Raw genomic sequence first — 22293 nt, 5'->3', positions numbered from 1 at the left:
ATGGATTCTGATATAAAGGCATTGCTAGAGCAAGTAAAGAGTTTGCAAAATGAGCTAGACACACAGAAAAAGACTACAAAAAATGCATTGAAACTTAGCATAGGCGTTGGCATACTCTGCTTTTTCTTTGTTGCGCTAAATCTTAGCATACTCTTCACTATTGCAGGTGGTGTGGCAGGAAATGAACGCAAAGTGCAATCATTACAAACACAAGTAGAGAAAATGCAAAATATTGGCGAAAAATAACCCTAACTTTTGCTTCTATATGCTTGGTATAGATTGTTATAGAATCTTTTGGCTATTTCTCTAGAGATTCTTAGACTACCTTAAAGTTTGCTGCAAAGATTCTATTTCTTGCATACTATATCCAGCCTCTAGTCTTGCCTCTATATTTGGAATCTTGCCTATGATATTAAAGTCATAGCCTTGCAATATCTCACATAAACTGCGATTGTCGTTATAAAGCTTTTGTGCGTAATTGAGCCATTTTACGCCTTTTGAGACATGCCCTATTTCATCATATAAGATTCTATCAAGTGCAGCAAGAATCTGTGATTTTAGCGGTGTTTGTGCTTGTTTTATCTTCTTTCTTACAAATGGATTTGCATCAAGTCCTAAGGCTTCTAAGCCCTTATGCACGAGTGCCATACGATCAATTAAAGTCTGTGTGCTTTGCATAGCACAAAACAGATTATCATGCACGAAAAAATCCCCATAGCCATATCCAAGCTCTTTCAGCAAAGATTCTAAAAGCTTAAAATGCAAAACCTCTTCACCAGCAAGAGTGATAAAATCATAATAATATTCAAGCGGTAAATGTCGAAAACGATATGCCGCATCAAGCCCTAAATCAATCGCATTGTATTCTATATGTGCGACTGAATGCAGGATTTTTGCTAGAGCTTCTTTTGAGTTTCCGCCCTTTGGTCTTTGCAAACGCGTAGGGTGTATAACCTTGCAAAAAGGGGAATAAGAAGGTGTTGTTATACTCTTAATTTCAATATCATGTTGCATATTATATGTGTAGAAATTTGCCTGTAAATATTCTACTTTTTGTAATTTTAAATCAATTTGCGTAGTGGTGAGTGCATCAAAAACTGCGGTAAAAAACTCCATTTATGCTCCATTTCTATCTTTCAGATTCTAACATAAATAATGCAAAGTATAAACCAAACCGATAAAGACATATAATGTTTGGTGGTTTAAATGTAAAACCAATGCGAGAACATAAAACCTTGCAATTACAGCACAAAGTATTTTCTATACAAATGATTATAAAGAATATAAAGCATTATCATTGGTTTTTTGCTATCATCCAAATCTTTTACAAATCCTACGATTGATCATACTTTCTATTTTATATAATCTCCTATTAAATACACAAAGAAGCAACTTTTATAAAAGCTTTCAAATATAATGTAGAATATGGTAACCATCGCATATAGTTTTAATATAATTTATCATTATAATAATACATAATTGTTCATAATGTATATAATTCCACCTGTTAATGATATTAATTATCATAATATGAGGTTAAAATGAGATTATATACATTTGCGTTTTTTGCAACATTGCATTTGGGTTATGCTTTAGCTTATCCATTAATGGATAGCAATACAACTAAAGAAGAAATCAAAGGCGATATAAAAACACATACACTGCAATCTGTCGTTACAACTGCCACAGGCAAAGAGCATTTACAAAAAGATGCACCAGCTTCAATTACCATAATCACACAAGAAGAGATAGAATCTAAACCGCACAAAGATTTGGCAGAAGTGTTATCAGGCATACCCGGTATTGATATTGGAGGCGGTATGGGTAGAAGTGGCAATGCAGAAATATCTGTGCGAGGTATGCCTAGCGATTATACATTAGTGCTTATAGATGGCAAAAGACAAAGTGTAAGCGGGGCAATAAACACTTTCAATAATGGTTATCAGCAAATCGATAATGGTTTTTTACCGCCATTAAATGCGATTGAAAGAATCGAGATTATAAGGGGACCATTAAGCACCTTGTATGGCAGTGATGCAATGGGTGGAGTTATAAATATTATCACAAAAAGGCATATCAACAAATATGGACTGAATTTAAATATTGAGACAATACAAAATGAGCATAGGTATTTTGGAGGGCATTATGTTGCTAATATGTTTGGTGTTATTCCCATTATTAAAGATGTATTGGGGATACAATTGCGTAGTCGCTTTTATTATCATAGTCCATCAAGCATAATGCTATCAGGTCCAATACAAACAACAACAGGCGACAATAGCAACAATCTTAATAATTACACATTAGGACAAATTGTTACAAGCACACCAGATGGTGGGATAGGAAACACAACAGAGGGGTTAATCTTTGATATTGGTGGACGGATTTTATGGAATCTAGATTCACAAAATCACATTTACTTTGATACACAATTCGCAAAACAATTATATGATAACAGCAAAGAGCAGTGGGGACCACATACAAGTGTAGCAAGCAATTATATCATCATGCGTAATAATTCAATATTAGCCCATGAGGGAAAATACCATAATTGGAGTATGCAAAACTCCATACAACTCAATCAAGCATACAATGATGGCAGACTGAATTCACTCACAACACCACCAACACCAAGGGATATTCAGGGTAGAGATGTGATATTAGAATCTAGGGCATTTATGGATTTGGCATTTAACAACACATTGAGTGTTGGTATGCAATATTGGTATGCGTATATGCAGGATTTAATCGGCAATCCTAGCACATTTTCACAACATACCATATCTTTGTTTGCCGAAAATGAATGGGAGGCAAGGGATAATCTAAAGCTTACTTTCGCCTTGCGTGAAGACTATAACTCTCGCTTTTCCTTTCATACTACGCCAAAAGCCTATATAGTATATGAGCCACTGCAAGATTGGCTTACGATAAAATGGGGCATAGTATCAGGCTATAAAGCACCCTATCTTAATGAACTAGTAGATGGAGCAATAGGGCTTGGCAATCAAGGCAGCAGGGTAACAATTGGCAATCCAAACCTAAAACCAGAAACAAGCCTTAGTCAAGAGCTAACTCTATTGAGCGACAATGATTATGTGGAAATGGGAGCCACATATTTTTACACATTCTTTTGGGATAAGATTACAAATGTAAGCTATACAAAAGATAGCCAGATATGCACTCATGCGTATAGTAATGCATGTGCTAGACGAGAAAATGTTGATAAAAGTAGTATTCAGGGTTTAGAGTTATTTTTAAGTATGAAGCCTATTTACAACATTGCTTTTGACATGAACTATACCTTTACTCATAGCAATCAATTAAGTGGTAGTATGCAAGGATATCCTTTGGAAAACACGCTAGCACACCTTTTTCATTCAAAACTAAGTTGGGATTATAAAAACCTGCATGTATATATGAGGACAGAGGCACAAGCAGGGAGATTTCGCGGGTTAGATCCTAGCAAAAACCCTGTGCGTTATTCCATATTGGGCAACTACTATAAACCCTTTTTTCTCATGCACTTGGGAGGACTTTATAGATTCAATAAGAATCTAAAAGTTGGCTTTGCCATCTATAATCTTTTTGATATAAATTTTATAGATTTTAGACATGCTGATTTTTATCCAAACGCTTCGACAAAAAAGGGGTTACCCTACTTTTTTAACATGTATAGTGTCATTCAAGAAGGCAGAAGATATTATGTCAGTCTAAACATTGACTTTTAACTAGACTTACGTAAGGATGGCAATCCTTTCTCTTTTTTTTGCATGAGTTAATGGTAGTTGGGTGCTAAATATCCATGTTAAAATGATATGTGTAAATACTTTTTTGCAATACATTTAAAATCTATTTTTTTGGTTGTGGTGAATTGGAGATATGAGATAAAGCTGAGATGCTGTCATACAGCTTTTGGTTTAACATATTAGACACAAACAATTATTGAAAATTTATATTAAGCTAGATTTTTACTAACTATGAAATAGCAAAAAAGGTAAAATACATGACAAATTTTAATGGCAACAAAAAAAGCAAAGCTAAAAAAATCCTTTATTCTACATATTCGCTATAAAAAATTCTTTTGCTTGAGGTGATTTCTGCAACTTCCCCAAGCCCTACTTCCTGCCATTGCTCTTTATGGACAGATTGTAGAAAGGGTTGTAAAGAGAGAGATTCTAAAGGTAAATCTAAGCTAGATTTTGTATTACAAGATTCCATTATTACACTCCGTTATACATTTTAGATACTTCGCCTAAAGGCTCAGTATGACAAGGGGGAGAGTCGGTATGACAAGAATAATCAGTATGGCAGGGGGGGGCAAGGCTTTTGTATGACAAGTGCAAGATTCTAAAGATTGCATTACATTATGCCACTCTTATTTCATATATCAAGCAAGGTAGCCTACTACCCCCTGCTTTTCCCTGCGATGATAAATCTTAAGGCATTGAGTTTAATAAACCCTGCGGCGTCCTTTTGATTATATACAGAATCTTCCTCAAAAGTGCTGTATGCGGCGTTAAAGAGTGAGTTTTTAGACTCTCTTCCTACGACAATCACATTGCCTTTATACAGCTTTAAAGACACCACGCCACTCACACGCTCTTGTGTCTTATCAATCAAGGCTTGAAGTGCCTCTCGCTCCGGGCTAAACCAGTAGCCATTGTAGATTAACTCCGCATAGCGAGGCATAATAGAATCTTTTAAATGCGCTTCCTCTCTATCAAGGCATAAAGATTCTATCGCACGATGAGCCTTTAGATATATCGTGCCACCGGGCGTTTCATAGCAGCCGCGAGACTTCATACCCACATAGCGATTTTCTACCAAATCAAGCCGCCCTATGCCGTGTTTGCCCCCTAGCTCATTGAGTTTCGTCCAGAATCTTGCCGGGCTTAATCTCTCTCCACTAATCGCCACGCCATCGCCCTTTTCAAACTCAAGCTTGATAGATTCAGGTTCATTTGGTGCGTTCATCGGTGAGACACTCCAACGCCACATATCCTCTTCAGGCTCAGCATTTGGATCTTCTAGAATCTGCCCTTCATAGCTGATATGAAGCAGGTTTGCGTCCATTGAATAGGGCGATTTATTTGGCTTTTTCTCAATGCTAATACCAGCAGATTCCGCATAGGCTAGAAGCTTTTCACGGCTGTTTAGGTCCCACTCACGCCAAGGGGCGATGACTTTTATATCAGGATTTAGCGCATACGCTCCAAGCTCAAATCGCACTTGATCATTGCCCTTGCCCGTTGCTCCGTGTGCTACTGCGTCCGCTCCAACGGCTTTTGCTATCTCTACAAGTCGCTTTGCTATTAGGGGTCGTGCGATGCTTGTGCCTAGCAGATATTCACCCTCATAAATGGTGTTTGCACGAAACATAGGGAATACAAATTCCTTGATAAACTCTTCTCTCAAGTCCTCAATGAAAATATTCTCACTCTTAATGCCAAGCTTTAATGCCTTAGCCCTTGCGGGTTCTACTTCCTCTCCCTGCCCAATGTCTGCGGTGAAAGTTACCACCTCGCAGTTGTAATTATCCCCAAGCCACTTTAAAATCACGCTTGTATCAAGCCCACCGCTGTATGCCAAAACGACTTTTTTAATTGCCATGTTACTTTCCTTTAAAAATCGTAAAATTGAGATTCTAAAACAAGTGATATTTTAGCTTTAAATTATGGAATACTAGTTTATTAAATCTCTATATGCTGTCAAAAATTAAACTCGATGAAAAATGGGAATACATTTCTTGCTGCATATGTTTAAAATTTGATTATTATGGTTATGTGCAATAAGTCTTTTTACAATAGATTTTTTAATTTACAGAATCTAGCACATGTTTATTGCCATATTGACCCTTTGGGAAGATGGAATATTTTTATTTGTTGCAGAATCTATATTTTCTGTCTGTGTAAATTGGTAATAATTTTTTCAATATTCACAATATTATAGATCTATTACTTTTGTCTTATTGGCGTTTATAACATGCAGTTTTTACTTTATTCTACATTTATGATAGCAATCAAGCGATTTGCTTTTACATAAAACATTATTCTTATGACATAGATTCTATTATGTTACTTTTTGTAAAAATAAGCTTTTTTGTTATTTTTTGATAATCTTGTTTATCATATTTATTTACATAAATGAATCATGATTGATTACCAAGTTACTTAAATGATTTGACATTTTACATAATAAGGATTAGTATGCAAAGACCTGTTTGGAGTTCTCAACTCGCATATATTTTAACCGTTGCTGGTGCGACAATAGGCTTTGGGGCTACATGGCGTTTTCCCTATATGGTCGGGCAAAATGGTGGTGGTGCGTATGTGCTTACATTTTGTATAGCGATGATTCTAATCGGAATCCCTATGATTCTTGTTGAAAATGCGATTGGCAGACGCATGCATAAAAACTCTTTTGACTGCTTTAGCGGCACTGCAAATGGCAAACCCATATCACCACTTTGGAAGATTATAGGCATTACTGGGCTTATTGGCTGTTTTGGTATTATGGCGTATTACATGGTGATTGGCGGTTGGGTTTTAAACTATATTTTTAATAGTATAACAGGCTCACTTTCTCTCTCGCATACACTTTCTGCTAGTGAGACAAAGGCATTTTGGGAATCTAGTGTCGTTCATGCACCACTTGCAGTAAGTATTGCTACCTTCTTTTTTGTTTTAGCAAACTACATTGTTTTAACTCGCGGTGTTATTAATGGAATCGAAAAAGCCGCAAAGATTCTCATGCCGCTTCTTTTCTGCCTTATGATTGGCATGGTTATACGAAATGTTACTTTAGATGGTGCTATGGAGGGCATTAGATACTACTTAACACCTGATTTTAGTAAAATCACACTTGATTTATTCATTGTAGTATTGGGGCAAGTATTCTTTGCCTTATCGCTTGGCTTTGGCGTTATGATTACGCTCTCATCGCATTTGCATAAGAATGAACAGCTTATTAAAACCTCTGTCATCACTGGCGTTGTTAATACTTTAATTGCAGTTGTAGCTGGCTTTATGATTTTCCCATCACTCTTTAGCTTTGGTGTAGATCCTGCTGCTGGTCCTAGCCTTGTATTTGAGAGTTTGCCTATTGTGTTTTCTAAAATGCATGGTGGCACGATTTTTATGGTTGCATTTTTCTGCTTGCTTATGCTTACGGCATTTACGACTTCATTGCCAAATTTTCAAGTTTTAATCGTTGTGTTAGAAGAGAAATTTGGTATGAATAAAAAAGTAGCGGTATTCCTTGTTTTAAGCGTGGTATTTGTGCTTGGTAATATCCCCTCAATCTTGGGTGATAACGCATGGAGTGATATAAAGATTCTAGGAAAAAGTATATTTGATGCCTTTGATGATATTAGTGCGACTATCTTTTTTATCTTTACTTCCCTTGGTTGTGCTATCTTTGTAGGTTGGGTGCTTAAAGATGAAGCAAAGCAAGAAATATTGCAAGGAAGCGAAAAATATGCGGGTATTGTAAATGTGTGGTTCTTATATGTGAAATATATTATCCCTATTATCATTTTAGTTGTCTTTGTGGCTAGTTTCAAAGAGAAGTTTTTATCATAGGGTCTAATTCTCTATTTGCTAGGGCTTTAGTGCATTTTATAGGCTATTTATTTTTTATTCTATGTAAAATGCTATAATCCCGCTTTAGCAATAAAAAAGGAGTCTTAAGCATGACTAGCACACATAACACACCAGAATCTATTGAGATTTTTTTTGATTTTTGTAAAGCAAATGAAGTAGAATTTGTAGATTTTAGATTCACAGATATAAAAGGGACTTGGCATCATATAAGCTTCTCAATGTCTGCTATTGATTCTGATACTTTTAAAGTAGGTATTCCATTTGATGGCTCAAGCCTTGCAGCATGGCAGCCTATTAATCAATCTGATATGATACTTATCCCAGAGCTTGTGCGATATTTTATCGATCCTTTTACTGCGGATACAACAATCGTGGTATTTTGTGATATTTGGGATATTTATAAAAATGAGCCTTATGAGAAATGCCCTAGAAGTATCGTTAAAAGAGCTATGCGACATTTAGTTGATTTAGGCATTGGCGATAGTGCGTATTTTGGACCTGAAAATGAATTTTTCGTATTTGATAGCATTAAAATGCGAGATTCTGTAAATTGTCAATACTATGAGGTGGATACAGAAGATGGAGAATGGAATAGAGATAGGACATTTGAAGGTGGGAGTAATATAGGACATAGACCCGGCTTAAAAGGTGGATATTTTCCCGTTGCCCCTGTGGATTCCTTAGTGGATATTCGTGCAGAAATGGTAAAAGTGCTAAATCAAGTGGGGCTAGAAACATTTGTTGTGCATCATGAAGTCGCACAAGGGCAGTGTGAAATCGGTGTGCGTTTTGGCAATATGATAGAAGCAGCAGATAATGTGCAAAAGCTAAAGTATGTCGTAAAAATGGTAGCACATCTAAATGGCAAAACCGCTACCTTCATGCCAAAACCCTTATATGGCGATAATGGCAGCGGTATGCATGTGCATATCAGTATATGGAAAGATGGTAAAAATTGCTTTGCAGGTGATAAATATCAAGGGCTTAGCGAAATGGCATTGCATTTTTTAGGCGGTGTGTTGAAACATGCAAGAAGTGTAGCAGCCTTTACAAATGCTAGCACAAATTCATACAAAAGGCTGATACCGGGCTTTGAAGCCCCAAGCATTCTAACATATTCTGCGCAAAATAGAAGTGCAAGTGTTAGGATTCCATACAATCAAGGGGAGAAAGCAAAAAGAATGGAGTTTAGATTCCCAGATAGCTCGAGTAATCCTTATCTAGCCTTTGCTAGTCTATTTATGGCAGGACTTGATGGCATTATAAAAAAGACAAATCCGGGTGAGCCTATGGATATTAATCTTTTTGAATTAAGCCTTGATGAAATTAGAGATAAAGGCATCAAGCAATTACCGCACACATTGCGTAGTGCTATTGAAGAAATGCTTACAGATAGAGAGTATCTAAAAGAGGGCAATGTCTTTAGCGAAGACTTTTTACAAGTATATAAAGCATATAAGTTTGAAACAGAAATCTGGCCCTGGGAAGCAAGACCACACCCATTTGAGTTTATCTCAACTTATAGTTGCTAGTTTGCATTAGTGCAAAGCATCATTGTATAAGTCCCTTGTGAATATTTACATGATACTAGATTCCATGCTTAGAATCTAGTGTAAGCAGATTTTAGTATGCAAATTAGAAATTGTAAAATCTTTTTGTAGATTCTAATCCTGTGTTATCTCTACAAATTTACAATAAACATCAAGATTCTAACTATTTAGAATCTACGATCCCTACCACATTTTCTTAAAATACATATCAAAATTTATAACTATATGCTTATAAAATAGTCATAATTGCATAAAATCTCTGTGAAATTCAAAAAATAATGTAAAATATAAGAAAGACACAAGGAGAGTGGTATGCAAAAGGATAAACAGACAAACGCAGAAATCGCAAAAAAAGACATGTATTTTAACCGCGAGTTAAGTTGGCTAAGATTTAACACGCGCGTTTTAAATGAGGCAAAGAATACAAAGTTGCCCCTACTTGAGCGACTAAAGTTTCTAGCGATTTATAGCACAAATCTTGATGAATTTTATATGATAAGGGTAGCTGGTTTGCAGAGACTTTTTGCAAATGGTGTTATTGAGAGCGGGGCTGATAAACTCACGCCTTTAGAGCAGCTAAATGCCATACGCACATACATCAACAAAGAAAAAGATATTATTGCAAATCTGTATAATGATATTAAGAAATCACTTGCGGCAGAAAAGCTTATTTTGCGTAATTTTGATGAGCTTGATTCTAGAACAAAGCAGGAGATGCATAAATATTTTAAGACCTATTTGTATCCCATTATCGTGCCTATCGTTGTAGATTCTGTGCATCCATTCCCCCATCTTAATAACCTAAGCTTTGCCATAGCCCTAACATTAAAAAATAAGGAAACAAATGAGATAAAGTATGGCATGGTGCGTATATCACGCGTTTTGAAGCGTTTTGTGCGTGTGAATCATGACTCTTTTGTATTTACTGAAAGCATTGTTGGCGAGTTTGCAAGTGAGCTATTTGAGGGCTATGAGACACTTGCGTATCTGCCATTTAGAGTTACAAGAAATGCGGATATGGAGATAGAAGAAGATGAGGCAGATGACTTTATCGCGCTTATGAGCGAGGGCTTACGGGCAAGGAAAAAAGGCGAGATTGTGCGGCTTGAAGTCGGCAGTGCGAACAAAGAGAGCGAATATACAAAATTGCTAGATTTTATTAATACGCAGCTAAAAGTGCCAAAAGAAGATGTCTATACATATAAGACGCCTATTGGCATGAATGCCTTTTGGGAGCTTGTAGGATTAAAAGAATATGCATATCTTACCTTGCCACAATATGTAGCAAAGACTCTGCCACCACTTGATGATTCTGTAAATATTTTTGATTGCATTGAAAAAGAGGATATATTGCTATTTCACCCATTTGAGAGCTTTGATCCTGTCGTGCAGTTTATACAACAAGCAGCAAAAGACCCTGATGTGCTATCTATCCGCATGACACTTTATCGTGTAGGGGCAAAATCGCCCATTGTTAAAGCCCTAACCGAAGCCGCTGAGGTCAAGCAAGTAACCGCACTCGTTGAGTTAAAGGCGCGCTTTGATGAAGAAAACAATCTTCACTGGGCAAAGGCTTTAGAAGCTGCTGGAGCACATGTAATCTATGGTGTGCCAAACCTAAAAGTGCATGCAAAAATAGCGCTTGTCATTCGCAAAAAAGGGGATAAATTGCATGAATATGTGCATTTAAGCTCTGGTAACTACAACGCACAAACTGCAAAAATTTACACAGATGTGAGTTTGCTTAGTGCAAATCCAGCCTTTGCAAAAGATGCGGTAAAATTCTTTCACTCACTCTCTGCAGGTAGCTCTAAACGCGCTACACTTGATACGCTATATAGTGCGCCAACGCAGATAAAAAAGCACCTTTTGCAATTAATCAATGATGAAATCGCACATAAAGAACAAGGTAAAATCATTATGAAAGCAAACGCATGTGTGGATATTGACATTATAAATGCGTTATACAAAGCATCACAAGTGGGCGTAAAAGTAGATCTCATCATACGCGGTATATGTTGCTTGAAACCCGGAGTTGCGGGATTGAGCGAAAATATCAATGTGTATTCAATCGTTGGCAAATATTTAGAACATGCTAGAATCTATTATTTTAAACATGCAAAAACAAACATTTACTTTGCAAGTGCAGACATTATGCCAAGAAACTTGGAGCGTAGAGTGGAGCTACTCACACCAGCGATAAATAAACGCGTAGCAGAAAAACTCATGCAGATTCTAACCTTGCAGTTAAATGACACTATGCAAAGATATGAATTGAAAAGCGATGGTGAATATCAAAAAGTCCCAGCAAAAGATGGCGGACTCTCATCGCAAGAAGCATGGGAGAGAATGACTACACAAATTCATAATGCGAGCAAAAAAGTTGATGAAAAAATGAAACGACTTGTAACACGCATGATGGGCGAGTCGTAACTTATAAGCTTTAATGATTTGTGTGTATAGTTAGGTTTAGATTTCAGTAGGCGTTATTTTAAGTATAGCAAAATATATGGTTGCAACATTCAAAGAGAACTTATCATCTCATACAAAGTGCACAGCGGTTGCCACATTTCTAAGGGTGGATGCAGAGCTTTTGGTGCAAAATAATAAGGGTATAGAATCTAAAAAGGACAACAATGTATTACGCAAATATACTTACGGGCGGTATAGGTTGTGGGAAAAGCACAACAGCAAGGCTTTTAGCATTGCATGGATTTAAGATTATTGATGCGGATATAATCGCACGAAAAGCATTGGAGGCAGCTAAAAGTAGCGTTGTGGCGGCATTTGGTGATGAGATTTTAGAATCTAGTGATTGCTATGCTATGCGTAAGCAAATATCTAGCATAGATTCTAAAGCCACTATTTTGACTTCATCTCAAAATGAAGCGTGTTTGGAAAATGAAAGGGAGTTAGATTTCATAGATTCAATACAATCTGCTACCGCTCAAGTAGCAGAGAGCAAGGAATCTAAAGATTGTCATATCAACCTTAAGCAAAGCGAAGGGGAAATATCTAGCACGGACTTAGAGAGTAAAGGCAAAGCGTGTTTAGAAACTCAAAAGAATCTTGATTCTAAGATAACTTATCGCACTAAGCCTTTAGGCAAAGTATCTAGTATAGAATCTAAAGCAGATTTTTTGCTTGAACTTCAAGATGACAATGTTCTAAAATCCGCAACAATTTTAGATAAAGATATTCCACCTCTTCTAAACGACCAACATGACAAAAAACACAATTTAGAATCTAATACTAAAGCAATAATAATTAGTCGTGAAAAATTAGGCAATATAGTATTTAACAATGCTGAGAAAAAAGCAAAGTTAGAATCTATACTTCACCCACTCATTCAGCAGTATATCGCACAAGAGTGCGAGATTTTAGAGAAAAAGAAAAGCCCATACTTCATAGATATTCCGCTTTATTTTGAAAGCAAATATGAGTATAAAAAGCGATTTGTTATCTGTGTATATGCCACAAGGGATATGCAAATACAACGCATACAAGCCAGAAACAATCTAAACCTTGAAGACGCGATAAAAAGAGTGGATTCACAAATTGATATTGAGATAAAGCGAAGTAAAAGCGATTTTGTCATTGAAAACACAAGCGATTTAAAAACGCTGCAAAAAAATATAGAATCTTTTTTACAGGCATTTTTAAGTCAATATTAAAAAATGGCAGAAGTGATATTGCATAACAATAATTTGTTACAATAACACCTTTTTTAAGCTATGGAGTGAGAAATGATAAGATATTGTTGTGCTTTTATGCTATGTATTGTGTGTTTTCAGTATATATATGCTTTCGATCAAGAAGCTGATACAAAAGATTCTATAATAAGTGAGCAATTTATGACAGAAGAAGAGTATGGCAAATATCTGTATCAAGAACCACGCGGTATTAGCTGTAAAAAATGCCATGGAGAATATGGCAAGGGCAAACAGCTTGTAAGCTACACGCATAGGGGTAAAGCGATAGAGATAAATGCACCAGATATTACAGGACTTGACTTGCAAAGATTTACAGAAGCCTTGCGTAAAACACATGCGGTTATGCCAAAATACTACTTAACAGATTCTGAAATCCATGTGCTATATAAATACATTAGAACGCATGAGTGAGGGTGTAAATGGGTGTAAATTCTAATATTGTCAGAATCTAAGCCCATTGCATTACATGCTATTCAATTTTATACGATAGAATACATTTCTTACACTAAATTATATTAAGGTTATATTTTATGGAACAAAATAATAAAAAAGTTGCATTATTAATGAGTGGTGGCGTCGATAGTTCATATTCTGCTTACTTATTGCAACAGCAAGGCTATGAAGTTTTGGGAATCTATCTAAAACTTCATGATAAAGAAGAGAAGCATGCGGTTTTTATTAGAAACTGCGAGAAAGTATGTGAGTTTTTGGGCTTAGAATTTAAGATTATAGAAGCAAAAGAAGAGTTTAAAAAAGCAGTCTATAATGAGTTTGTAGAATCTTATAAGCGTGGTGAGACACCCAATCCTTGTGCGTTGTGTAATCCACTAATGAAGTTTGGACTAGCCTTAAATGCGGCACTTGGCTATGGCTGTGAGTATATCGCAACGGGACATTATGCACGCATTACAAGCATAGATGGCATAAAGCGGATACAAGAGGCAAGGGATAAGAGCAAGGATCAAAGCTACTTTTTATACGCCATTAGTCAAGATGCGATTAATCGCCTTATTTTCCCGCTTGGCGATATGCTAAAAGAGGAGGTGAAACCTAAGGCGTTTGCGGCTTTGCCAATACTTGGAGATTTGGAATCTTATAAAGAGTCGCAAGAGATTTGCTTTGTTGAGACAGATTATATTGATATTTTAAAAAAGCATGTCAGCGTGGAAAACAAGGGCGTTGTGCGTGATACGCAGGGAAACATCGTTGGCGAACATAAGGGTTACATGCAATACACTATTGGCAAACGCAAAGGCTTTAGTGTTAAGGGTGCGCATGAGCCGCATTTTGTGCTAAAGATTAACCCAAAAGAGAATGAAATCATAGTTGGCAAAAAAGAAGAGCTAGAGACCTTTTGTGTAACCGCGTTAAACAAATCTCTACCAAATGAGTTTAGAAACGGCGAATATAAAGCAAAAGTGCGTTATCGTAGCACACCAAGCAATGCGACCATTACTATACAAGATGATAAAATCGTAGCGACATTAAAAGAGCCTGTATATGGCGTAGCAAAAGGACAAGCTTTAGTGATTTATAAAGATGATATTGTGCTGGGTGGCGGTGTGATTATATAGGCTAGATTCTAGCATTGTATAAAATATCATGGAGAAAAAAATAAAAGCTTGTGTATTTTGAATTGTTTCCATTGTATTTAAGTGTGAGTAGTTATTTTTGATTTGTATTGCGTATAGACACACAAGAAAAAGATTTTAACGATATGCTTTTAAGAGATAAAGAGATATTTACTCACTTAAAACAAGATAACAAAAGAGTAAAAAGAGTGCCTATAATAGCGTATAGTTTGCAAGAGATATATAAAAGATTGCAACAAGGAAATAGCATTGAAAATAAGGCTAAGATAGTAAAGGAAGTAAGCCTATTTTTAAATAGCATTAAAGATAGCTACATAAGGCTAGAATATAATAAATACGCAAACAAGCTATTTGGCTTTAATATCTCACATATAAACACAACATCAAATAATAACACAAGCTATAATCCTAACATAATAGCCTATAATCTCACTATGGCAAGAGTGCTAAAAGAAGCCTATAATAATAGAGAATATAAAGAGATATTAAGACAGAATACAAATGCAAGTTATTTTCATCCTTTAGAAGAAAGCTATGTAGATTGTATGCAAGATAGATTAAACCATACTTTAGCTCATATTGTATTTAATGATGAATATGTTATGCGATATAGAAGTTTGAATGAGTTTATAGCTGATTTGAATGATATTATTAAGTATGCAAGGGACAGAGAGAAAAAGAGATTTTTAAGGAGTAATGCTACAATACATGAGAAGGTGAGTTATTTGAAATCGCTTTGAGTGCGTAGCACGAAAAATCTAAACTTTAAGTAAGCTAGAGATGTAACGCTGCCGCTCAACACGACAAGGAAAAGGAAACATGACAAGGGAAAGTAGAATTGTTACAAAGATAACTTAAAATTACAACAATCTTGCATACTCTGTTTTTCGGTTATTTTGTAGTTTTTGTAAATATCTAGCTGCTGCAATATGCTTTTTACTTTTGTGTTATCAATCTCAAATAAAGCGGATAAAAAGGATTCTATATTGTCGTGTTTTTCTTTGCAAAACTCATTATAATACTTGCAAAAATCACTCCAATAAGGAAAAATTAGCACACATAGATAACGCTGGAATATTGTAGGATTATCTCTGTGTGGATTTTTACAGATTTGGGCTAATGTAATTTGAATATGATACAAATTAGACATTTAATAACTCATTTATTTCATGGACTTTTTTACCATATTCTAAGCAATTAAAATCGTTTGTATTCAGTGCGTTAAAGTTGCCTACTATTTGCATATATGTATCATTTATCAAAGATTCTAAAAGGTTTTTTAACGCTAGACTTGAATAATATACTTTTTCATCGTATTTATTTGTCATTTCGTTTTTTGCAATTAAAATGACTTTGTCTAATATCTTTAATAGGCTTTTTATGTTTTGTTTTTGGCTTTTATTTAATGTGTAGTTTTGCTGTATTATGTCTTTACATTTGGCTTGATTTATTTCATAGATAATATTGCAAAGCATTTCTATATCACTTTTTGTGATGTTGCTTCTTTGCTTTACATATATTTGATAGTTTGTATTTTGCAATGGTGTTTTTATATCTTGTTGTAGTCCAAACGCTAATACAGAACTTGCGATAAAGCTTATAAAACGCTTCATAATAACCTACTTTTTATTATTTTTATAGATTATTAAAGCATAACATTATAGAAAAATAGCAAATTCTTAACCGATATTTTTTTTATTTATAGATAATGCTATCATCACGCAAAATACAAAAAGGCTAGAAATGTCTGCAATGCGTGAGCTAGATTTTACCATTACCAAAGCAGTGTTAAAAAATGCTTATGGCACTGAAATAAGCACTTATGAAAACACGAGCAAGCTACCTATTAATACATGTAGAGATTACTATGAGAGTAATTTAGGAATCTTGTATATACATAATGGTAGCACAAAATTGCCGCTAGACTTAGCCTTAAAGCCTTTATTGTATTTAAAACAAGCTTTATTACATGAATGCTTTATAAATGAGCTTGATAAGGCTTTAGTGGGTGAGAAATACAATACAAAGCTTTTTAAAAATGCTGTTGATGAGTTTAAGCTGATTAATAACTTTGAACCACATATTACACATGATAGCTTTATAGAAACCATAAGTAAGCTTATAGCACAAATAGGATAAGGAGTAAGTTATGGCAAAAGAAAAAGAGATGAATTTATTAAATGTAGAGAATACGCAAGATGTTTCAGCACACGCCAAACATGACAAAGAAGAAGAACAAGACAATAAGACAGAAAGCAAAGACAATAATGAGAATATAGCACAGAACACACAAAAAGAATATAAAAGCCTTGAGTCTTATAAAAACTCTTTAAATCCACAAGAAAAAAAGATACTAGAAAGATTTATGTCAAGTCCTGTGTTTGATAGTTTTATAACCTATTTAGAAACATTCTTTAGAGATAAAGATACGATTATACATAGGATTAATTGCTATTGTTTTAGGGCAAAAGAAAATGTAGATATCCGCATACATGGAAAAATCTATGAAATAAAGCAAAATGAAGTGATTTATATACAAAAAGATAGCTTTGGTAATGCAATGCTAAGAAATGATAAACTAGAAAGGATTTTATAATGGACGAAATGTTAGCACAACAAGGAATAGCAGAACAAGAGCCTATTATCCCACCGCAAGAGGCAGGACAAGCTGCACCTAACCTTGCACCTACAAATCCATTTGATACAACACAGCAAGAAAGTGAGCTTGGTGCGTTAGAAACTGAATTAAATGAGAGTTTGAGTGCCTTAGATAGTGATTTTGCAAACTTTTATGCTGAAAATATGCCTGATGATGTAGAAGAGTTGTTTTTTGAAGATAGAGCAGCTTTTTTAATGGAAGTAGAAAAAGCTAAAATGGAATATATACAAGAAAAAATCACACCAATGCAGCAAAGAAAAGAGGAATTAACACAAAATATTGAGCAAAATAAGCAAGGAGCAGCTATTTGGGAAGCACAAGCTGCATTTACTAAGGCTTACCCTGATGCTGATTTAGATAGCCTATTAAAGTTTTATAATGAAAATCTAAGCCCTAAGCAAAAACAAGAGTTAGAGAGTGAAGGAGATTTGTTTAAAGCCTATGAAAAAGTATATCAATATATGAATGGTGGGGCTGAAGAAGGCGGTAAAAAGAGAGATTTACCAAAGCAGACAAGCGGACAATTTGGCACTACAAAAGGGTTGGATTTAGACTTAAGAGATAGTGATTTACCTATTAACAGAAGGTAGTTTATGCGTGTTATGAGTGTCTTTGTGTGCGTAGTTTTATTTTGCTGTTGTTTTTTGCTACGCACATAAAGGCACTCAAACTAAATTTTATAAGGAGAATATATGCCTGTTCAAAGTTATACACCTAGTGTATTTATACAAAGAATAGAATCTATTGGCGATAATGCTACAAAAGAAATTGTTGTTAATACAATAGACCCACTAGAAGTCGCACATAGTGTAAATATCTTAGGTAATGATTATTTGATTGCAAAGATTGATAATGATACTAAAGTGGTAACATTGGATAAAGATAGAGAAGCTAATATTGATTTAGCACAAACACCTGTCATTGAAGTAAAACAAAATGTGCCAGACCCTATTATCTCACTTGATACGCCTACGCCTATCACTGATACAGAGCGTAAAGAAAAGCTATTTGCTTTGCAGAGTGATTTATATCAAAGGAAACTCAATAAAGCACAAGAGATTTTAGGAACTGATTATTATGGTATGAAAAACACGCTAGATAGTGAGATTAGAAGCTATTTAGGCACATTTAATGATGAGCATACACCCATACTTAAGGTTTTAGCTGGGGCAAGTGGTGAAGGCGTGGAAGTCGTGGCGACAAAGTTTAAAAAGAAACTTGTTGAATTTGCTAAGGCTAAAGGGATTTTGGAAACGCAGTTTATTAATCTTAGTGTTAAGGTTAAGCAAGCACAGAGTAAGAAGGAATTAGATTCTATCTCGTTTTAATTTAAAAGAAAGGATTAAAAGATGGCTACAGAATATGTGGAACAATTCGTTAGATGTAACTCTTTTTTAGAAGAAAAAGAAATAAATCTAGCAGATTTAAAACAAGGTGTAAATATTATCAGTGCGATACCTGAAAATCATATTTGTATGGGCATTGATATTGAAGTATTAGAAGCTGGGACTGGAACGCTTGATGTCGGCGTAAAAGGTGATTCTAATCGCTTTATTGGCGGTGTGAGTTTAACTGTGGTTAAAAACAATGCTTCTTCTGTGCGTTTGAGTAGTAAGGGTAGGTTATATCCTATTGTGCTTGATGTCAAAGCTGCTCAAACAAAAGGAAAGATTGTGTTTAGAATGCAGATGTTTGGGAATGAAGTGAGAATGAAGGATTATACACTTAGTGTATAGCTCTTATGAGTGCGTTGTCTTGCGGACACTTTTAAGGGAATCATCGCTTTTTTGTTCGGTCATGTATTATATATACACTCTCTCTCAAAAAAGCTCAATAACCCTTAAAATTGCCTCGCAATACTTCCGCACAGAGAATCTACTTTGTGCGTTTATGTTTTGTGCTGCTTTTTGCGGATTATACGCTCAACATGACAAAGTGGAAACAAAAACAGATTCTAGTATTTGTATTATAGCTTTTTGCAGGGCAAATTGCTTACGCAATGTGCGTGATTTTTTAAAATTTTGACTAGGAGTTATCTAAGCGATAATGACTAGTCAAAATTTTAAAAACTTGCAAAATGTATAATCAAGTGCGAATATTTATCTTAATTTGAAAGGAAATTAAAATGGCTAATGATTTTATCGACTATAATAGTCTAGGACAACACCCTTATGTAAATGAAGAGATTGCAAGTGATATAGAAAAAGGTTATTGGGCTGATAGTCTTTTTGACTTTTACACTGGAAGTGGTGCGGATAGAGTGATAAGGCAATATAAAATTACTGATTTAAGCCCTTTTACTGCAAGGCTTAAAGGCAAAAGTTATGGCGATGGTGTTACTGGTAATGCAAATATTGCTGATAACTTAGATGAAATGGATTGGTATGCGAGGACACTAAGCCCTGAAGTTATTGCTAATGGTTTTCAAAGTGAGATAGATATTTACTCAAACACAAAGAATATTGACTTTGTGAAAGAGTGTAAAGAAAATCTTATTCAATGGTTTGCTGAAAGAAGTGATAGATTTATTATTGCTAATCTTACAAATAACCTTACAAATGTTGTATGTGCTGCAGCTAAAGCTCAAGGTGGAGTGCATAATTTTACGCAAAATGATACCGTTAAGAGTATGTGTGCTAAGGTAAGCAAAGGCGATGTGTGTTCTGTGCAGTCTATTCGTAGGCTTATCTTTTGTGCTAAAAATGGTATTGGACTTGATGGTAAAGAAAGCTTTGTAGTCAAACCTACTAAAGTGCAAGTAAAAACTATTGGCGATACGCAATTCTCAAGCAAGGTGTATTTACTATTTATCGATAGCTATCAAGCAGAACAACTAAAAAGCGATCCTGAATGGAGGGAAATGCAAGCAGTAAATCATAATCAAGGTTTAGAACATGCGTTTTTCACTGGCTTTTTAGGTAAGATTGATAACTGCTGGATTGTGGAGCTTCCTACTTGGAGTAAAGAACAAGCAGGATTACTCCATAGTGAAGTAGATAATAATCAATTTGCAAAGTATGTCAATAAAGATGCTGAACTTATGAGCGTGAATGACTATCATGGAAACAACCAAGCGACTTCTATTGGCTTTTTGCTTGGTGCTAGTGCGTGTATTTATGCAAATAATGGAAACATTAGGCTACTTACACAAAAAGCAGACATGAATAGAAAAACTCTTGTTGCAGCAGATAAGATTATCGGTGTAAGAAAGGCTGTATTTGATGCAATTAAAAGCGGTGGAAATCATAATTCTATTTATCATGGGAAAGATTTTGGAGTGATTGGATATATTACTTCAAAAGAATAAGCCGCAGACTTTTATGCTGAATCACTTAAAAGCGACCGCTCGTGCGAAGCACTAGCCCACACTTGCAAAAAGACAACGCAATAAAGGTAAAGAAATGATTGCAAAAGATGATACCACTTACGCCAATATTGTTGGCAACAAGGTTGTATGGATTTTCACTAAAAACGATATGCCTGAATGGAATGAGAACGATTTGCATGTCGTAAGCATTCCTAAAAAGCTTATAAATAAAGTGAAAATAGGCACAGAATATATAAATAATGACTTTGTGATTAAAAAAGAGATTGCAACAAAAGATAATGTGCTTTATGGTGTGCTTGGGGAAAATAACGAGCTATTATATAGCTTTACAAAAGAACAAAAAGAGTTTTATAATGATGATGAAAAAGTCGTTGTAATACCTACTAATCAATCTTTTGAAGTTTGTAATGGTAATATTTATGATGAGAACACTGAAAGCTTTGTGCTAGATTTAGAATATGTGCGTAATTTATATATCAATCTAGCTAATGAGAGTTATAACGCTGTGATTAATATCATTATGGGCGAAAATACACCTTTAAGCGAAATGATTTCTTGGGAGACACAAGAAAAAGAAGCTAAGGCGTATTTAGCAAATAATGATGTAGCACAAGCACCAAATATTGTAATCATGGCAACAACTCAAGGTAGAGATATTAGCGAATTTGCAAATAAGATTATAGAAAAAGCACAAAAATATAGAATGGCAAGTAGCTTTTTAATCGGTTATAGACAAAAGGTTATAAAGACTTTAGAGAGTGCTAGTGATGTAATTTCCTTGCGTAATGCAAAGTTTGATAAAGACTTTGCATTACAACACCTCCAAAGCATGTCAAGCACACAAGCTACACAAGGTTAATGTATGTCTAGTTTTAGAGAACCTTTAGATGTAAGAGTGAGAGATGATGGAAGGCATTATGAAGTGCTAGATACCTTCACATACTATTTAGATAGCAATAAAGAAGCGTTATTAAAAGTAGAAAAAGGCTTTATTACAGACTTTGCAAGTGTGCCTCGTATATTTTGGAGTATATATCCACCTTTTGGCAGATATACAAAGTGTGCAGTATTGCATGATAGATTATGTGTAGCTTTTTTGAATAAAGAGTTATGGAATAAAGTAGCTGTTGATAAAGATAAATTGCCTATTGCTTTGCAAAATCGCTTTGTAAGAAGATGTGAGGCGGATAAGCTATTTTTAGATTCCATGAAAGCTATTAAAGTGAATGCTTTTACTCGGTTTGTTTTGTATGCTTCGGTGAGAGTGTATGCGATATTTAAGTATGGACTCAAGGCTTAATTTTTTAGATATTCGTCTTTGATTATACATTTAAGAGATTAGCCTTTAAAATAGCTAGTCATTACGCATTTAGGTAACTCCTAGCTATTTTAAAGGCTAAAACTCATAAAGCTATAATGCAAATACTAGAATATGGGCTTGTGTGCTTTGCTAAAAAATCTTTAAACGCAAGGGCATAAACCTTGTTTTTTAAAGACTTGCCGCACGGAATGGGGCTTTATGCTTGTCATTTTGAGGCTTTAGCCGAAAAATCTTTACTTGTATTAAAGGGTAGATGTTTCGCTTACGCTCAACATGACAAGGAAAAAAGTAACAAAAACATAACTATTCTTAAACCGATATTTTGAATTACTCCAAAACATAATACACTAACGCAATTGCTTTAAAGAATACATTAAGGACACAAACAAAAAATTTTTACTTTTTGTTTGCTTTCAGTCTACGGAAATAAAAAAAAAGAGGCTTTGAAAATCAGTCAAGGGATAGATTTTAAGCGGTGTTTGTGTTGATAGTCTTAAGCGTTGATACTCAAAAAACCCTTTAATCCGTT

At 35.0% G+C, this 22293-nt stretch carries 23 protein-coding genes; 18 read left to right on the top strand and 5 right to left on the bottom strand.

All coding sequences use genetic code 11. The features are described from left to right. A complete protein-coding gene (locus tag C6H08_RS03635; protein WP_034565686.1) occupies positions 1-246 on the top strand; it encodes a hypothetical protein in 246 nt (81 codons plus the stop codon). Between the two features lie 75 nt (positions 247-321). On the opposite strand, the gene C6H08_RS03630 is transcribed toward C6H08_RS03635, so the two are convergent. Then, positions 322-1116, bottom strand: coding sequence for a ferritin-like domain-containing protein (locus tag C6H08_RS03630; protein WP_034565685.1), 795 nt, complete (start codon positions 1114-1116; stop codon positions 322-324). A 425-nt stretch (positions 1117-1541) separates the two neighbouring features. Between C6H08_RS03630 and C6H08_RS03625 the strand changes: the two genes are divergently transcribed. Continuing rightward, positions 1542-3728, top strand: coding sequence for a TonB-dependent receptor domain-containing protein (locus C6H08_RS03625; protein ID WP_034579162.1), 2187 nt, complete (start codon positions 1542-1544; stop codon positions 3726-3728). A 322-nt stretch (positions 3729-4050) separates the two neighbouring features. Here C6H08_RS03625 and C6H08_RS03620 read toward each other — a convergent pair whose 3' ends face one another. Continuing rightward, positions 4051-4218: a hypothetical protein gene (locus C6H08_RS03620; protein ID WP_233708465.1), complete on the bottom strand. Its 168-nt coding sequence runs from the start codon at positions 4216-4218 to the stop codon at positions 4051-4053. Between the two features lie 186 nt (positions 4219-4404). After that, a complete protein-coding gene (locus tag C6H08_RS03615; protein WP_034565682.1) occupies positions 4405-5610 on the bottom strand; it encodes an argininosuccinate synthase in 1206 nt (401 codons plus the stop codon). 596 nt (positions 5611-6206) lie between these two features. Here C6H08_RS03615 and C6H08_RS03610 point away from each other — a divergent pair. The 7 genes from C6H08_RS03610 (at position 6207) to C6H08_RS03580 (ending at position 15196) form a co-directional block, all read left to right on the top strand. After that, positions 6207-7580: a sodium-dependent transporter gene (locus tag C6H08_RS03610; RefSeq protein WP_104686105.1), complete on the top strand. Its 1374-nt coding sequence runs from the start codon at positions 6207-6209 to the stop codon at positions 7578-7580. Between the two features lie 110 nt (positions 7581-7690). Then, the gene (gene glnA / locus C6H08_RS03605; RefSeq protein ID WP_034579160.1) at positions 7691-9133 is read left to right on the top strand and encodes a type I glutamate--ammonia ligase; all 1443 of its coding nucleotides are present in this window, start codon (positions 7691-7693) and stop codon (positions 9131-9133) included. A 330-nt stretch (positions 9134-9463) separates the two neighbouring features. Next, on the top strand, positions 9464-11584 hold the full coding sequence (locus C6H08_RS03600; protein WP_052093019.1) for an RNA degradosome polyphosphate kinase: 2121 nt from the start codon (positions 9464-9466) through the stop codon (positions 11582-11584). A gap of 203 nt (positions 11585-11787) precedes the next feature. Then, positions 11788-12825: a dephospho-CoA kinase gene (gene coaE / locus C6H08_RS03595; protein WP_052093017.1), complete on the top strand. Its 1038-nt coding sequence runs from the start codon at positions 11788-11790 to the stop codon at positions 12823-12825. Between the two features lie 72 nt (positions 12826-12897). Next, positions 12898-13275: a c-type cytochrome gene (locus C6H08_RS03590; RefSeq protein WP_034565677.1), complete on the top strand. Its 378-nt coding sequence runs from the start codon at positions 12898-12900 to the stop codon at positions 13273-13275. Positions 13276-13376: 101 nt separating this feature from the next. Then, positions 13377-14438, top strand: a complete 1062-nt coding sequence (gene mnmA, locus C6H08_RS03585) for a tRNA 2-thiouridine(34) synthase MnmA (RefSeq protein WP_267892870.1) — start codon at positions 13377-13379, stop codon at positions 14436-14438. Between the two features lie 107 nt (positions 14439-14545). Beyond that, positions 14546-15196 (top strand): hypothetical protein, encoded by a 651-nt coding sequence (locus C6H08_RS03580; RefSeq protein WP_138196175.1) that lies wholly within the window; start codon positions 14546-14548, stop codon positions 15194-15196. A gap of 101 nt (positions 15197-15297) precedes the next feature. Here the strand turns inward: C6H08_RS03580 and C6H08_RS03575 are convergent, their stop codons facing one another. Both C6H08_RS03575 and C6H08_RS03570 read right to left on the bottom strand, forming a co-directional pair. After that, complete coding sequence (locus C6H08_RS03575; RefSeq protein WP_034565674.1) at positions 15298-15606, bottom strand: hypothetical protein; 309 nt, start codon at positions 15604-15606, stop codon at positions 15298-15300. Beyond that, positions 15599-16069: a hypothetical protein gene (locus C6H08_RS03570; RefSeq protein WP_034565672.1), complete on the bottom strand. Its 471-nt coding sequence runs from the start codon at positions 16067-16069 to the stop codon at positions 15599-15601. The genes C6H08_RS03575 and C6H08_RS03570 overlap by 8 nt, the downstream gene beginning before the upstream one ends. Before the next feature lie 130 nt (positions 16070-16199). On the opposite strand from C6H08_RS03570, the gene C6H08_RS03565 reads away from it, so the two are divergent. The 9 genes from C6H08_RS03565 to C6H08_RS03525 all read left to right on the top strand — a co-directional run bounded on the left by C6H08_RS03565 (position 16200) and on the right by C6H08_RS03525 (position 21743). Further along, a complete protein-coding gene (locus C6H08_RS03565; RefSeq protein WP_034565670.1) occupies positions 16200-16595 on the top strand; it encodes a hypothetical protein in 396 nt (131 codons plus the stop codon). 10 nt (positions 16596-16605) lie between these two features. Then, a complete protein-coding gene (locus tag C6H08_RS03560) occupies positions 16606-17052 on the top strand; it encodes a hypothetical protein (RefSeq protein ID WP_034565668.1) in 447 nt (148 codons plus the stop codon). Beyond that, positions 17052-17705, top strand: a complete 654-nt coding sequence (locus C6H08_RS03555; RefSeq protein ID WP_034565667.1) for a hypothetical protein — start codon at positions 17052-17054, stop codon at positions 17703-17705. Before C6H08_RS03560 ends, C6H08_RS03555 begins: the two co-directional genes overlap by 1 nt. Before the next feature lie 102 nt (positions 17706-17807). Further along, positions 17808-18443, top strand: a complete 636-nt coding sequence (locus C6H08_RS03550) for a hypothetical protein (RefSeq protein WP_034579156.1) — start codon at positions 17808-17810, stop codon at positions 18441-18443. A gap of 21 nt (positions 18444-18464) precedes the next feature. After that, on the top strand, positions 18465-18851 hold the full coding sequence (locus C6H08_RS03545) for a hypothetical protein (RefSeq protein WP_034565664.1): 387 nt from the start codon (positions 18465-18467) through the stop codon (positions 18849-18851). Beyond that, entirely contained in the window at positions 18844-19140 is a 297-nt protein-coding gene (locus C6H08_RS03540; protein ID WP_138154551.1) for a hypothetical protein, read from the top strand. Before C6H08_RS03545 ends, C6H08_RS03540 begins: the two co-directional genes overlap by 8 nt. A gap of 100 nt (positions 19141-19240) precedes the next feature. Continuing rightward, entirely contained in the window at positions 19241-20422 is a 1182-nt protein-coding gene (locus C6H08_RS03535; protein ID WP_034565662.1) for a phage capsid family protein, read from the top strand. 94 nt (positions 20423-20516) lie between these two features. After that, entirely contained in the window at positions 20517-21302 is a 786-nt protein-coding gene (locus C6H08_RS03530; RefSeq protein WP_034565661.1) for a hypothetical protein, read from the top strand. A gap of 3 nt (positions 21303-21305) precedes the next feature. Then, entirely contained in the window at positions 21306-21743 is a 438-nt protein-coding gene (locus C6H08_RS03525; protein ID WP_052093014.1) for a DUF1353 domain-containing protein, read from the top strand. Positions 21744-22293: the final 550 nt, after the last annotated feature.

The organism is Helicobacter bilis (assembly GCF_900198365.1).
GTDB classification, from domain to species: Bacteria; Campylobacterota; Campylobacteria; order Campylobacterales; family Helicobacteraceae; genus Helicobacter_A; species Helicobacter_A bilis_B.
This window is presented reverse-complemented; position numbering and strand designations above follow the sequence as displayed.